We start from the raw sequence: 12,952 nt of genomic DNA, 5'->3' as shown, positions 1-12,952 counted from the left end.
CTTTTTTATGAGAAAAATCATATGGGGCATTATTATCATTGCCGGATTTGCAAATATTTCTTGTAAAGAATCCAAAAATACAGCTTCAGAGGATAATACCCCAGTAGAAAAACCAACAAGCCTAGTACAGCCCAAAAGAGTTTATACCAATAACGAAGGCTCGGAAATTGATATTATTTATTTCGCAAAAGGAGACGAGGTAGCGGTAAAACTTATAAAAGATGGCAAAACTTATGAATTGCTTGCTAAGGGGACTAATGAAAAAGGAAATCCCATCTTCACAAACGAGGATTTAATTTGGGAAATACTAGAAGATGGACACTCCGGAAAACTATCTTTACCTGAGCAAAAAACAACTTTATATAAAGAAGAGCGGAAGTAATCATCCCGCTCTTTTTTTTGTTTTCAGTCCGTAAACCAATAATGCAATAGCCGCCACTATTCCTATCGAAACCCACCAAAGTACTAATGGAGAAGCACTCCAATAAATTCCAAAAAGCGACAGTATCCCTATCTGGGCTAAGACAGCCTCATTTATCAAAATCAAAACCAGATACGAAATAAGACCTATTCTAAAAGCTCTGCCTGTTTCAAACAGTTCTAAAAGCAAAATATTTAACAGCAAAAAACTACTGACTACAACCAACAGAACAAGATGAAGATAAGCAATCACAATAGTTCTAAATCCAAATACCCAGTGACTGATTTGTGGAATGATAGACAACTGCTGAAGGATCACTTTTAATGAAAAAGCCAATATAATAATCAGAAAAATACTTTTAACCAATTTACTCCAAGATTTAGAATAATCCTCCCAATACCGCCTCACTATTACAACAAGTCCAATAAAACCTGCCATCTGCAACACAATCCCCATTGCAGATAGCACCACAATCCAGCCAGAAGCATTCATCCAAGTCAGAGACAAACCATAGTTTAAAACCGTCGCAGAAAATATCAGCCAAAATATCCGTTTTGATATTCTATTTTCGATACCGATACCGCATTGATGCAGCCAATTGAAAAACAACCCCATACATGACAACACAAAAAAACCATTATACTGGAAATGCAAATAAAAATAGGTAGCCGCCAAATACCAATTTTGGACAATCCCCCCCGTTGCCTTCATATAAACCAGCCCTCCCCCCCCTAAGGCAGATAATCCCGCAAAAGCAAGCCCCCCTAAAAACCATAATTTTGATGGGGTATTGATTTTAGTATAATCTCTAGAAAATAAAATTAGTATCGCTATTCCAGCCAACAAAGACACAGCAGAGCATACAATGGAACCCCAATAATACCCTCCATAGATAAAAGTCCCCAGCATCCCATAAGAACCGATGAGATTGAGAATTATTAAAGCGTGATATTGTTTTATCTGTAAAGGTGTTAAATAGCTTCTAATAATATATACCATAAAAAAATATACTGCTGTAGTAACCCAGCCATAAAATGCAAAATGAGAATGGGCTTCTTGTAAATGTTTCTGGTCTAAAAAGGGTAAAGAAAAAACAATTTTATACCGCATAACAGCCCCAAGAATAGACACTATTAAAAAATTCAACAATGCTATTTTTAGTCCTTGTCTCAGTGAAATTTTCAGCATAAACAATCAATAAAATACTTTTCCATTTTTAATTTTCAGAATACCTCTATGTTCCATTTTTTTAATAGTCCTGATAACAGTCTCTATTCTCAGCCCGAGCATTTGAGATATTTCGTTCCTCGTAATATTAATTTTCATCTCTTTAGTATTACCTTTCTTATAATTTTCAAACAACCTTAGGATACGCTCTTCGGGATTTTGGAACATAATATTTTTAAGTGTATTACTTTTAGCTATAGCTTTAGTTGCTATTCTTTTTGTAAATTCCAAACATTGCTCAGGGTGGGTTACTAGAAAATCCATGAACTTTATTCGTTTTATTTTTATAATTTCAGCTTTATCAGAAGTTACTTTCACACTACCGGGGAAAGGCTTTTCCAGCAATACCGCAGGCTCTCCAAAAAACGCTTCTGCATCTACCTTATGCTGCAAAAATTCTTTTCCTTCATCTGTATAATTGTAAACTGCTAATTTTCCATATTTTAGATAAAAAAAATAATCAGAAATTACCCCTTCGTTAATAATAACATCTCCCTTGCTGTACTCTTTGATAATAGGTTGAGTTTTTTCTAAGAAGTAATCATCAATATTAAGAATCATATTTAATTACTTTACATTTTCAATCAAGCGAAGATACGATAAATATTTGACTAATACAAATATACAAGCTATAATTAACGCGTTACTGACAAGATTAAAGGCTAATTTAGGTTCAAGATAAATTAAGAATATTTATGTCTTTTAAACCATTCTTAATCAATAAAAAACAATTATATCGCCTGTTCAAGAATTTCTGAAGTAAAATCCAGAGAGAATTTAGCTCTGTTTTGATTGATATTGAAGCCTAAAAAGTAGGTAAGATTTCTGGTATTTCCTACCCGACAATAAAAATATTTCATAAAATAAGAGACCTTATTGCAGAAGAATGCAAATTTAGATATAACCAAAGAGATAAAATTTGTATCTTTACCTGTGTAAATTGACACAAAAATTATCTTGAGCCCCAAAAGTAGAAACCACCTAAAAAAAACATTAGTAAGATGGACAAAACTCATTCAAAAATATGGGAAGAATTCTCAAATTTGAAAATAGATAAAATCAATAAAAAACGAAGACTTCAAAGAGTTTTGAAAGAATTGGCAACCAGCGACCAAGAAGAAGATATTCGTCTAATAGCAAAGATTGCTTCGAAGTATGTAAGCAAGGGAAAGAATTCAGATAAAAAAGGACATGTATATCATCCTCTCAATAAAGGAGCTGTGTATAATCGCTTGTATATGGACTTTATATTGGATACACTGTATGAGGCTAACACTCCATTAAAAAACAAGATTTTGTTCGAATTAGGAAACCAACATATTGAGTTTATTGATTACAAGCTGAAAGCAGCCATTCGATTATTTTCCCCTGAGTATGTTTTTGACAATTTCGCACAAGATGTAAACAAATATCATTTAATAGTACAATTGAAAAAAGCATATCAAGTGAATAGAGCTATTATAGATGATTCGGAGAGAACATGGGACAAACGATGGGGGAAATTTCTATTTGAAAAAGAAAAATATAATTGTTTCCCTATGTTGTACAATTCTGATGTAGAAACTTGGACAAAATTCTTGGCAAGTATCAAAATACCAACTTTTGAAGGAAGCGGACTTACAATGCGGCAATTCAGACAAGATTGTAAATGGTATGGAGAAGTGTTGCAAGCGGCGTATGCCAACAACCACCCTCAAAAGGAATTTTACTACAATGAGTTTATAAAACATGGATTTCCGAAAGATTTGTTGGACAAACTTTAAAAGGATTTCCGATGATTTTAGCAGGCAAACAGCTAAGTTCTAATAAACATTTGTTGAAAGCGAACCAAGCTGCATTTGAGGTAAAAACAATGGCTACCGGCACGGTCATTCGTTTGGTTATCACATCTTTTTGGCAATATACAATATTTGCTTTGGAACTTGGCCATAGTAATTATTCTACTTATTACCTATGAGATTGGCAATTTCCCTTTTAACGGGAGGTTATCAATAAGTGATTAAACGCATTTCTTTACGCAAGTCGTGCAATTGCCCAAGTACTTCGGAAAAATCTAAAACAAAAAATGTAAAAAATACTTTATATTTAGGAAATTTTATTTTACATTTGTACTATAATAATTTTTAAATAATACACTTATGGAAACAAAATTTTTATTGCCACACCGAGTAAAGAACTTTGGTTGGGCGTTGATGGCTTTAGCAGCAATTTTTTGGATTTGGTCTGGATTTATGCCAGACAAGCAATTTCATTCTTTCAGCGGAACTGTTTTTTCTATTATCGGGGATAATGATTCGTTCGGCAAGACAGTTTACTTTAAGTTTATCCATACCAATCTTACCTTCACCGTCGCAGGCTGTGCATTTATTATAGGAGGCTTATTGGTAGCTTTCTCTCAGGAAGTGATAGAAGATGAGTTTATTGCCAATCTTCGCTTGCAATCTTTCCAGTGGGCATTTTTAATCAATTACGTGGTGCTTTTCTTGCTGTTCGTTTTTGTTTACGGAACACTCTTTTTATGGGTAATAATTTATCAGATGTTTTTGATACTCATCTTATTTATCGCACGATTCCATTATTTATTATTGAAAAACAAAAATTAAGATGAAAAATACGATAAAAGTACAGCGCGCCATCAAAAACATTACACAAGAGGAATTGGCTAAAATAATCTCCGTAAGTCGGCAGACCATCAATGCAATGGAAAAAAACAAGTATGCACCTTCTACTGTTTTGGCATTGAAAATAGCCCGTTATTTCGGCAAACCCGTAGAAGAAATTTTTATACTGGAAGAGGAAGATTAGTTTTTCTCTAAATTCTAAAAATACTAAGAGTAAAAACAATGGTTGCCGGCACGATCATTCGTTTGGTTATTATATCTTTTTCGCAATATACAATATTTGCTTTGAAGCTTAATTAAAAAATATTATCAACCAAAACACACCATTTTCCGCTTAAAAGAATCTCTTTCGGACTACCGGATTTCAAAATGATAATTGTTGCTCTTTTATAGAAAATACAGAAATAAAAAACAGCTTAAAATGATTGATTTAATACAATTACCGCAAAAATACGAATAATATGCCTAAAAATTCATAACATATTCTTCGTTCATTTTAATATTAAATTTCTCTTTTCAAAGCTCCTCTTACGATCTTTACAATAAAAGAACCCCAGAAGAACAATCCTCCCAACAAGATAACACTCCCTGCAGTACTAAAATGGTTTACTTTTAGATAAACACCTACGGCATTCATCACTAAACTGATAATTAAATAAAAAGTCGCTGTTTTCATAATACAATATTTTTATTGATTACAAATATATACATTATTTTAATAACTAAAAAACTTTTATAACAAAAAAAACACATACACATATTCCAAAACACTTTCAATATTGACAATCCACATATCCCCCTCTAAAATTAAAATCGCTTGACTATATGGTGTATTTACAATTTTTAATTATATTTGGGAATTATAATTTTTTTATCTTATGAACGATATCATTTTTGATTTAATAGAAAAAGAAAGACTCCGCCAGACGAATGGCTTAGAGCTTATCGCATCAGAAAATTTTGTTTCCGAAAATGTAATGAAAGCCGTAGGCAGCGTCCTCACAAACAAATACGCAGAGGGTTACCCCGGAAGACGCTACTATGGAGGATGCGAAGTGGTGGACGAAGTAGAAAGACTGGCAATCAACCGTGCCAAAGAACTATTCGGTGTAGAGTATGCCAATGTACAGCCTCACTCCGGCTCTCAAGCTAATGCTGCCGTATATTTAGCCTGTCTTAAGCCCGGCGATACAGTATTAGGCTTGGATTTATCTATGGGAGGACATCTTACGCACGGCTCTTTTGTGAATTTCTCAGGAATACAGTACAATGCCCAATTCTACGGACTCGATAGAGAAACAGGAAGAATAGACTACGAAGCGATGAAGCAGAAAGCATTGGAAGTAAAACCTAAACTCATCATTGCAGGATTTTCGGCTTATTCCAGAGACTTAGACTACAAAAAATTCCGAGAAGCAGCAGATGAAGTAGGCGCCATACTCTGGGCAGACATTGCACACCCGGCGGGACTTATCGCTAAAGGACTCCTCAACTCTCCTTTTGAACACTGCCACATCGTAACTACGACCACCCACAAAACGCTGAGAGGCCCGAGAGGAGGAATGATTATGATAGGTAAAGACTTTGAAAATCCACTGGGACACAAAACGCCTAAGGGCGAAATAAAAATGATGAGTGCCATGATGGACAGTGCTATATTCCCAGGGGTACAAGGCGGTCCTTTAGAGCATATCATTGCCGGAAAAGCAGTAGCCTTCGGGGAAGCACTGGACAACAAGTTTGAGGCTTATGCTAAAAGAGTAATTTCAAACACCCAAGCATTAGCAAACGCTATGATAGAAAGAGGTTTTGAAATTGTAAGCGGAGGTACCGACAACCATCTTATGCTTATAGACCTTAGAAACAAAGGGGTAAACGGTAAAGAAACCGAAAAAGCTCTGGTAAAAGCAGACATTACTTGTAATAAGAATATGGTTCCTTTTGATGACAAATCTGCTTTTATCACTTCGGGTATCAGACTGGGAACAGCAGCCATCACCACTCGCGGACTTCAGGAAAAAGAAATGGACGATGTCGCCGAACTCATCTCTATGGTAGTGGACAACCTGAACAATCCTAATATCCTAAACGAAGTAAAAGCAAAAGTGCTGAAACTAATGGACGGCAGACCTCTATTTTGCTATTAAACCATACAAAAAGCCTCGCATTCACGAGGCTTTTTCTTTATCCTATTTTTAGACTTTTTTACATTGCAGAAGAAGTATTCACTTCGCTGTTTATTTTCTTTATAAGCCCTTGTAAAGTTTTACCTGGACCTACTTCCACAAAAGTTGTAGCACCGTCTTTAATCATATTTCTGATGGTCTGAGTCCATTTTACAGGACCTGTAAGCTGTGCTATAAGATTTTGTTTAATTTCCTGCTCATCGGTTACCGCCGTAGTGGTAATGTTTTGATAGATTGCCATACCAGGCTTTCTAAACTTAGTTTCATTGATTGCTTGGGCTAATTTTTCTTGTGCAGGTTTCATCAAAGGTGAATGGAAAGCGCCATTTACAGGTAAAATAAGAGTTCGTTTAGCACCTGCTTCTTTAAGTTTCGCACAAGCCTCTTCCACAGCTTTGGTCTCTCCGGAAATAACCAGCTGCCCCGGACAATTATAGTTAGCCGGAACCACAATCCCCTCTATTGTACCGCAAATATCCTCTACCTTTTCATCTTCTAAACCTAAAACAGCAGCCATAGAAGAAGGATTAACATTACAAGCTTCCTGCATAGCTTCCGATCTTTGTGCAACCAGTCTCAGTCCGTCATCAAAAGATAATACACCATTGGCCACCAAAGCGGAAAACTCTCCTAAAGAATGCCCCGCAACCATCTGAGCCCCCGTAGCATCCATTGATTTTACCATTGCTACAGAGTGGATAAATATCGCCGGCTGAGTTACTTTCGTTTTTTTGAGATCTTCTTCGGAGCCTTCGAACATTATTTTAAGAATATCGAACCCTAAAATCTCATTGGCATTTTCCATTAAGTCTTTAATCTCTTTTCTGCTATTGTAGAGCTCCTTTCCCATTCCTACAAACTGGGAACCCTGACCGGGAAACACTAATGCTTTCATTTTTTTCTGTATAATTTTTCTGTATCTATTATTTTCGTTTCTAAGGCAACAATCTCACGACTCTATAGCCCGTATTGACATAGGCGCCATCAGCTTTTATTCTTTCAAACTCAAACTTGGTTGCCAGCTCCGTTTGAGATTTATTCATATGCTTAAAGATTTGTCCTTTTTTGTCTTCTCTTGCAAGCATATCATTCATTACATCAAAACCAACGACAGCGTATTTAGAAGGAGATTTGCAATACTTGGATTTATAAGCGGCCAAAACTTCTTTTTCAAAGTCTCCTCCCGAATTGATTTTTCTATCCATTATATAAACCAGATGCACTTTGCCCAGCTCTCCCGAATGAGTATCAAATGCAGGAGTATAAAACATACTAAATGTCCTCAAACTCTCATCTTCTTTGCTAAGCTCTATGACCTTGCTCGAGAAAGATTCACCCACACTATCATCATCAGAGGCCAAAACAGCAATGATAGGAATATTCTGCCCCGTCATCATATTTTTTTCAGATTTTATTTCGTCTGCCGATGCTACTATTTTCACTTGGGCACCGATGGCATCAGGAAGATTTTGTTTGATCGACTGTGCATTATCTTTATCCGAACCCGAAACGATATATATCTTTTGGTTGGAATAGATATCTTTAATCTCTTTGGCTATACGCTGTGCATATATTTTTTTGTCGGTTTCTACGATAATCAAATTACCATAGCCGTACATATCTTCACTATTGGCAAATGGTGCTACCACAGGAGTGTTAGAACCTTTTACATAATCCAAAACTTCTATCACATTAGATTTGAACAGAGGTCCCACGATAAGGTCGGTATCCGCAGGATTGATTTGTCTCAACGATTTTTTGAAAGTTCTTTCATCTCCTGCATCTATTACATTTAAATTTATCGGCAATCCTTTTTTTACATTCATTTCTACGGCAAGTTTAGCACCAAGCAAAAAATCCAATGCCAAGTTTCTGTACTTAAACTCTCCTTCATCAAAGCCAAAAGGCAGCATTAAAACAACATTCAGTCCATTATCTCCTTTCTTGAGATAAGGAGATGAGTCCAGTTTTCTTATCCTAAGAATCATTCCGGATTTCAATCCTGATTCCAATTTAGAATTCAGTGCCACCAATTGATCTAATGTAATACCAAATCTATTGATAATCCCAAAAATGGTATCTCCCTGCTGAACGGTATAAGTAAGATAATTATCATTATCTCCATGAGTATTATCCGAAGCCTCCGGCTTGGTCATTTCTACATTATCGGAATTTCTTTTCAGTGACTCGGATTTTGGGATATTTGTGTCAATTGCATTATCATCGGAACGCAAAATTCTAATTACATCTCCCTGCCTAAGTCCTCTTTCTTCTAAGCTCGGATTAAGAAGAAACAACTCTTTTTTACTGATATTAAAACGCTTGGTAAGTCTATAGTAATTATCGTGAGGCTGAACGGTATAGGTATCGCCTGCTTTCTGCGTATCGGTTTTTTGAGTGGGACTTTCCTCTTTAGCAGCAGTTATATGATTTTCCGCTGGCTGCATATTTCCATACTTGCGAATTAACGCCTCCGGCAATACCACTTCCTCTCCTATTTTCATTTCCAAATTAGGATTGAGTTTTTTCAAATCGTCTATGGATATATGGTATTGGCGGGAAATACCATACAAGGTTTGCTTTGGCTCCAAAACAATTTTACCATATTTACCCGAAGTCTTAGTATCGTAAGATTGGGGTTGTTTTTGCACCACTACATTTTTAGAAACTTTTAGGACATCGCCTATCTGCAATTTTCCATCTTTCAGATTAGGGTTTAGTCTATACAGCTCTTGAAGGCTCATTCCATATTTTTTTGAAATGGAATAAAGGGTTTCCTTAGCGGATACCTTATGCGTCTGAGCACTTAATAAAAAGCTGAATAAAAATATCGGTGCTATGAATAATTTTTTCATTTATCTAAAATAATAGGATACAAAAATACATTTTTCAAATTAAATAGAGGACACTATCATCATCGGTTTTTCCACATTTATCAGTTCGTAGCATTCATTGAGCCAATCAAACCCAAAGTCCCTGAAAAACACGCTAAAATTATACTGCCGCTCTTGCCATTTTTCATTAGGAGACAGTATTTCTGCAATACGCTCTGCTCTTTCAAATGCCTCGTAATGCTTACGGCGTTCTGCTTTCAAGAGGCGTTTTTTCATTTTAGCATAAGACTTAAGCTGCCTTACAGACTCTGCCTCCACCAGATTAACAAATGTTTTTTCCGTAAACGAAGCTTTAGCCTTAATTACCTCAAAGGCTTCTCTTACCACTTGCTCTTTTTCAAAAAGCAAAGTCTGAATAGTGTGCTGCTCTACCAGTCTGAGATTAAGCTTATCACGATAATTGTTGTAAAAATCCGTTAAGGAAAGACCTAACTTTTCTACCTTTGAGAATAATTTTTCAGGAACAAAAGCAAACGAATTACGAGGTATCAAAATAGGAAAAGGCAGCCCTAAGTAATCAAAATAATCTCCGAGCTCCAGCCAATACATCACCTCTGCATTACCGCCTATGTAGGCTATGTTTGGAAGCACCGTTTCCTGATAAACAGGACGCATAAGAGCATTAGGACTAAAACGCTCAGGGTGGGTATTCAGCTCTTGTAAAAGCTCTTGAGTAGAAAACGATTGGTTTTTATCTACTACTTCGAACCCGCCAGCCCCCCGTTCTATACGATTTCGGGTATCCGAAAGATAGAAAAGATTTATTTCCCGAGGATTTACTTGAACTTTGCCATAATTTTCTCTTAGTCGCTCTACCGTATTTGCAGAACAAGTGAAAAGACGGTGATTTGTAAGTTCATCTTCAAAAACAGTTGTCATCTGGGATTTCAAAAGAGAATCATCACCATCTAAGACTAAAAGCCCATGCTCTGCAAATAACCTCTGTGAGAGGGTTCTTATCGCAAAGGCTAATGTTTCTCCTTTGGGATAAGCCGCCGACAAATACTCCGATAGCTGTTCGGAATAAGCATAGCCCTTAATATCATCATTAAACTGCGCTACAAAACGGGTATCCTCCACCACTATTTTCCCTACGGCATTTCCACTTTTCTCAGAAGTACCATAGTACGCATTATCCGTCTGAAAATGGTTAATCTCCTCAAAATCGTGATCCTCCGATGCCATCCAAAACAACGGCACAAAATGACAATCCGGAAATTTATCTTTCAGATATTCACAAGTCTTGATGGTTTGAATAATTTTATAAATAAAGAATACCGGCCCCGTGAATAAATTAAGCTGATGTCCGGTAGTAACGGTAAAAGTATTTTCTAAGGCTATTTTTTCTAAGTTTTCTTTTTGCCCATCGGACAATGAATATCCTTGATACTGATTTGTAAGAGCTTCCGACAAAACCTGTCTTTTACCAGAGTCGAAAAAGTCTTTTTTCTTAAAAATTACCCGCTCTATATTTTGAACTGAAAAATTGAAATTACGACAATCCTCTCTTTTCCCCGAGAGGAAATCTTTAATCAATTGCGGTATAGAATCTATATCCTGAAACGAAATTTTTTCGTTCATATATTTTTTTTTAGTTGTTACCAACCTTATAATATGGTCTATATTTTCTACAAATTTACGGAATAATCCTGATATTAAAGCCTAATAAAAAAGATACCAGACAATTCCTATATTTAATCTAAAATCGGAAACCGGATAGTATGGTGCCGTATAAGAGCGATTTTTCATAAAAGTAGTGTTAAGATGCTGTGCCTCTAAAAATACAAACATCCGCTTCACTTTCATATTGAAATACACATCGGACATCGGCCGCCCACCAATGACATAATCATCGGACGAAGGCAATACAAACTCATTAAGCACCGGACTGTAAGCTCTGGACTTGAATGACGAGAAATAATAGACTTTAACTCCTGCTTGCAGCTCTGCCGCTTTTTTGAAAGCTTCGGTTTGATAATAGAAATTCAACCGCCCTAATAAATTCGGCATCGGGAATAAATCTTTATTTGAAAGAGCGGTCTGTGCTAAAATACGTCCATTGAGATGAAATTTTCTATAGCTAAGCGTAGTCTCTCCTCCTATCTGAGAGATATTAAGTGCTGCACTGCTCTGGCGAGGCCGGCGGCTACTGTCAAAATAAGTGTAGTGGTCTATCCGATAATAATCTGCTAAAATCTTGGTATCAAACCATTTTAATCCTAATACTCCTCCTATGTGCAAAGTATTTTGATTGCTAAAATCCGCCCACAAATAGTTATAATTTTGGTATGGCGAAGAATTAACCAAATAGTTGAAACTCGGTGCTACCGACTGAAAATCTACTGCCCCATTTAGAAAATAGCCCTTGATAGGTTCTATATTTAGGCGGTTTGCAGAGTGGATATAATTACCGAAAGCCTTACCTCGAGACATCTCCAAATGGGATTTTAGCGATAGCTTATCCCAAAGTTTTATTTGCAAATTGCCTTCTACCCCTACCCTATTTTCTGTAAATGTATAAGGCTGATAAGGGTTGTCTTTCAAATAGACATTATTGGTTCCGAGCTTAATGTTTTGATATTTGAGTCCCGCATCCAGCTTGAAGTACTCATTATCAAACAACAAACTCAGCGTATTGGCATATTCCTTAGAAAACTTAGAGCTGTTCAAATCCTTACCTTCTATCAATGTTCCGCCTATTTTCTCCAAATAAGGCTCTGCAGCATTCTGGCTAAAATAATATTTATTGGACTGTACATAGCTGGTATTTCGGATTTTGAAAGGGAATGACGGTGCCCCAAACGGACGAAACTCTTGACTTAAATAAAAACGCCGAGAAGAAAATCGAGAATTAGAATTCAAAAGATTAACCTCCAAATTGTTCCTATTTTTGAAGCGGGAATCATAAAGATAATTATCCAAACTAGCTATTCCTCCATACTCTTCATTATTGACATTCTGATTCACAAAATGCCCGAATGCCTGATATTTTTTATTAGGGGTAAGGTAATGAAGTGCCACGATAAAATGATTATCCACCGCCAAACTTCTCCTATAAAACCCCTGCGAACGAAGCCCCAAATATTCTAATGCAAAATTAAAATTCTTACTGATATTCTGGGTATAGGTGGACTGAAGCGTACCTCCGTTGTTCACTCCATTATGATAAACAAATGCAGTGGTAGGCGATTTTACATCATAATAACGAATATCACCAATCCCTAAAATAGAATGAGATTTGTTTGTGGGTAAAAGGCTAAGATTCTGCCGTACATCTGTCCTATAAACAAGATTTTGGAAGCCCGAGCCAATATTTGCAAATGGTATCTTTCCAAAATCGTCTTGATTATTATACCGTGTAAAACGATATGATTTATCAACAGTAAATACCGTATCAAAACTTTTACGCTCCCCGTATTGTGCAAAGTACTGATAGTCCTTGATGGTAGGAATAAAAATCTCTAAAGAATCTTTGATCCCTTTATTGACTACTACATCATCTATACCTACATCCTTTTTGGCAGGAGCAAGAATCTGACCGCTAACCCACGCTGAAAACAGCACCAATATTAAAAAAAAGTACCTCATAAGTTTTTATGAGGT

The 12,952-nt window shown here is 36.2% G+C and carries 14 protein-coding genes; 6 read left to right on the top strand and 8 right to left on the bottom strand.

Annotated elements, in window-relative coordinates:
- The first annotated feature begins 7 nt into the window (after nt 1–7).
- Complete coding sequence (locus BLS89_RS05350) at nt 8–382, top strand: hypothetical protein (protein WP_092736458.1); 375 nt, start codon at nt 8–10, stop codon at nt 380–382.
- Here the strand turns inward: BLS89_RS05350 and BLS89_RS05345 are convergent, their stop codons facing one another.
- From BLS89_RS05345 to BLS89_RS11205, 3 genes are all read right to left on the bottom strand, one after another.
- Nucleotides 383–1,609 (bottom strand): hypothetical protein, encoded by a 1,227-nt coding sequence (locus tag BLS89_RS05345; RefSeq protein ID WP_092736457.1) that lies wholly within the window; start codon nt 1,607–1,609, stop codon nt 383–385.
- Nucleotides 1,610–1,615: 6 nt separating this feature from the next.
- Nucleotides 1,616–2,209, bottom strand: a complete 594-nt coding sequence (locus BLS89_RS05340) for a Crp/Fnr family transcriptional regulator (protein WP_092736456.1) — start codon at nt 2,207–2,209, stop codon at nt 1,616–1,618.
- Between the two features lie 170 nt (nt 2,210–2,379).
- A complete protein-coding gene (locus BLS89_RS11205) occupies nt 2,380–2,508 on the bottom strand; it encodes a hypothetical protein (protein WP_262501476.1) in 129 nt (42 codons plus the stop codon).
- Nucleotides 2,509–2,649: 141 nt separating this feature from the next.
- Here BLS89_RS11205 and BLS89_RS05330 point away from each other — a divergent pair, with 141 nt between their 5' ends.
- The 4 genes from BLS89_RS05330 (at nt 2,650) to BLS89_RS05315 (ending at nt 4,453) form a co-directional block, all read left to right on the top strand.
- Entirely contained in the window at nt 2,650–3,411 is a 762-nt protein-coding gene (locus tag BLS89_RS05330) for a hypothetical protein (RefSeq protein WP_092736454.1), read from the top strand.
- Nucleotides 3,412–3,422: 11 nt separating this feature from the next.
- A complete protein-coding gene (locus BLS89_RS05325) occupies nt 3,423–3,605 on the top strand; it encodes a hypothetical protein (protein WP_092736453.1) in 183 nt (60 codons plus the stop codon).
- Between the two features lie 181 nt (nt 3,606–3,786).
- A complete protein-coding gene (locus BLS89_RS05320; RefSeq protein WP_092736452.1) occupies nt 3,787–4,251 on the top strand; it encodes a hypothetical protein in 465 nt (154 codons plus the stop codon).
- A 1-nt stretch (nt 4,252) separates the two neighbouring features.
- Nucleotides 4,253–4,453 carry a helix-turn-helix transcriptional regulator gene (locus BLS89_RS05315; protein WP_092736451.1) on the top strand — a complete coding sequence of 67 codons (201 nt, stop codon included), beginning with the start codon at nt 4,253–4,255 and terminating at the stop codon, nt 4,451–4,453.
- Nucleotides 4,454–4,771: 318 nt separating this feature from the next.
- On the opposite strand, the gene BLS89_RS10635 is transcribed toward BLS89_RS05315, so the two are convergent.
- The gene (locus BLS89_RS10635; RefSeq protein ID WP_176763253.1) at nt 4,772–4,945 is read right to left on the bottom strand and encodes a hypothetical protein; all 174 of its coding nucleotides are present in this window, start codon (nt 4,943–4,945) and stop codon (nt 4,772–4,774) included.
- Between the two features lie 202 nt (nt 4,946–5,147).
- Here BLS89_RS10635 and glyA point away from each other — a divergent pair, with 202 nt between their 5' ends.
- Nucleotides 5,148–6,416, top strand: a complete 1,269-nt coding sequence (gene glyA / locus BLS89_RS05310) for a serine hydroxymethyltransferase (RefSeq protein WP_092736450.1) — start codon at nt 5,148–5,150, stop codon at nt 6,414–6,416.
- 58 nt (nt 6,417–6,474) lie between these two features.
- On the opposite strand, the gene fabD is transcribed toward glyA, so the two are convergent.
- The 4 genes from fabD to BLS89_RS05290 all read right to left on the bottom strand — a co-directional run bounded on the left by fabD (nt 6,475) and on the right by BLS89_RS05290 (nt 12,937).
- A complete protein-coding gene (gene fabD, locus BLS89_RS05305) occupies nt 6,475–7,350 on the bottom strand; it encodes an ACP S-malonyltransferase (RefSeq protein WP_092736449.1) in 876 nt (291 codons plus the stop codon).
- Between the two features lie 40 nt (nt 7,351–7,390).
- Nucleotides 7,391–9,310, bottom strand: a complete 1,920-nt coding sequence (locus tag BLS89_RS05300) for an amino acid ABC transporter substrate-binding protein (protein ID WP_092736448.1) — start codon at nt 9,308–9,310, stop codon at nt 7,391–7,393.
- 39 nt (nt 9,311–9,349) lie between these two features.
- The gene (gene bshC / locus BLS89_RS05295) at nt 9,350–10,930 is read right to left on the bottom strand and encodes a bacillithiol biosynthesis cysteine-adding enzyme BshC (protein WP_092736482.1); all 1,581 of its coding nucleotides are present in this window, start codon (nt 10,928–10,930) and stop codon (nt 9,350–9,352) included.
- Between the two features lie 81 nt (nt 10,931–11,011).
- On the bottom strand, nt 11,012–12,937 hold the full coding sequence (locus tag BLS89_RS05290; RefSeq protein ID WP_092736447.1) for a putative porin: 1,926 nt from the start codon (nt 12,935–12,937) through the stop codon (nt 11,012–11,014).
- Between the last annotated feature and the right edge of the window lie 15 nt (nt 12,938–12,952).

Source organism: Riemerella columbipharyngis (assembly GCF_900101995.1).
Lineage (GTDB): Bacteria > Bacteroidota > Bacteroidia > Flavobacteriales > Weeksellaceae > Riemerella > Riemerella columbipharyngis.
The sequence above is the reverse complement of the archived record's forward strand: the minus strand, read 5'-3'. Positions and strand labels throughout refer to the sequence as shown.

Bases quoted from the DNA above. Each gene is read 5' to 3' on its own strand.
- BLS89_RS05350 (WP_092736458.1), top strand. From the start codon at position 8: ATGAGAAAAATCATATGGGGCATTATTATCATTGCCGGATTTGCAAAT.
- BLS89_RS05345 (WP_092736457.1), bottom strand. From the start codon at position 1,609: ATGCTGAAAATTTCACTGAGACAAGGACTAAAAATAGCATTGTTGAAT.
- BLS89_RS05340 (WP_092736456.1), bottom strand. From the start codon at position 2,209: ATGATTCTTAATATTGATGATTACTTCTTAGAAAAAACTCAACCTATT.
- BLS89_RS11205 (WP_262501476.1), bottom strand. From the start codon at position 2,508: ATGAAATATTTTTATTGTCGGGTAGGAAATACCAGAAATCTTACCTAC.
- BLS89_RS05330 (WP_092736454.1), top strand. From the start codon at position 2,650: ATGGACAAAACTCATTCAAAAATATGGGAAGAATTCTCAAATTTGAAA.
- BLS89_RS05325 (WP_092736453.1), top strand. From the start codon at position 3,423: ATGATTTTAGCAGGCAAACAGCTAAGTTCTAATAAACATTTGTTGAAA.
- BLS89_RS05320 (WP_092736452.1), top strand. From the start codon at position 3,787: ATGGAAACAAAATTTTTATTGCCACACCGAGTAAAGAACTTTGGTTGG.
- BLS89_RS05315 (WP_092736451.1), top strand. From the start codon at position 4,253: ATGAAAAATACGATAAAAGTACAGCGCGCCATCAAAAACATTACACAA.
- BLS89_RS10635 (WP_176763253.1), bottom strand. From the start codon at position 4,945: ATGAAAACAGCGACTTTTTATTTAATTATCAGTTTAGTGATGAATGCC.
- glyA (WP_092736450.1), top strand. From the start codon at position 5,148: ATGAACGATATCATTTTTGATTTAATAGAAAAAGAAAGACTCCGCCAG.
- fabD (WP_092736449.1), bottom strand. From the start codon at position 7,350: ATGAAAGCATTAGTGTTTCCCGGTCAGGGTTCCCAGTTTGTAGGAATG.
- BLS89_RS05300 (WP_092736448.1), bottom strand. From the start codon at position 9,310: ATGAAAAAATTATTCATAGCACCGATATTTTTATTCAGCTTTTTATTA.
- bshC (WP_092736482.1), bottom strand. From the start codon at position 10,930: ATGAACGAAAAAATTTCGTTTCAGGATATAGATTCTATACCGCAATTG.
- BLS89_RS05290 (WP_092736447.1), bottom strand. From the start codon at position 12,937: ATGAGGTACTTTTTTTTAATATTGGTGCTGTTTTCAGCGTGGGTTAGC.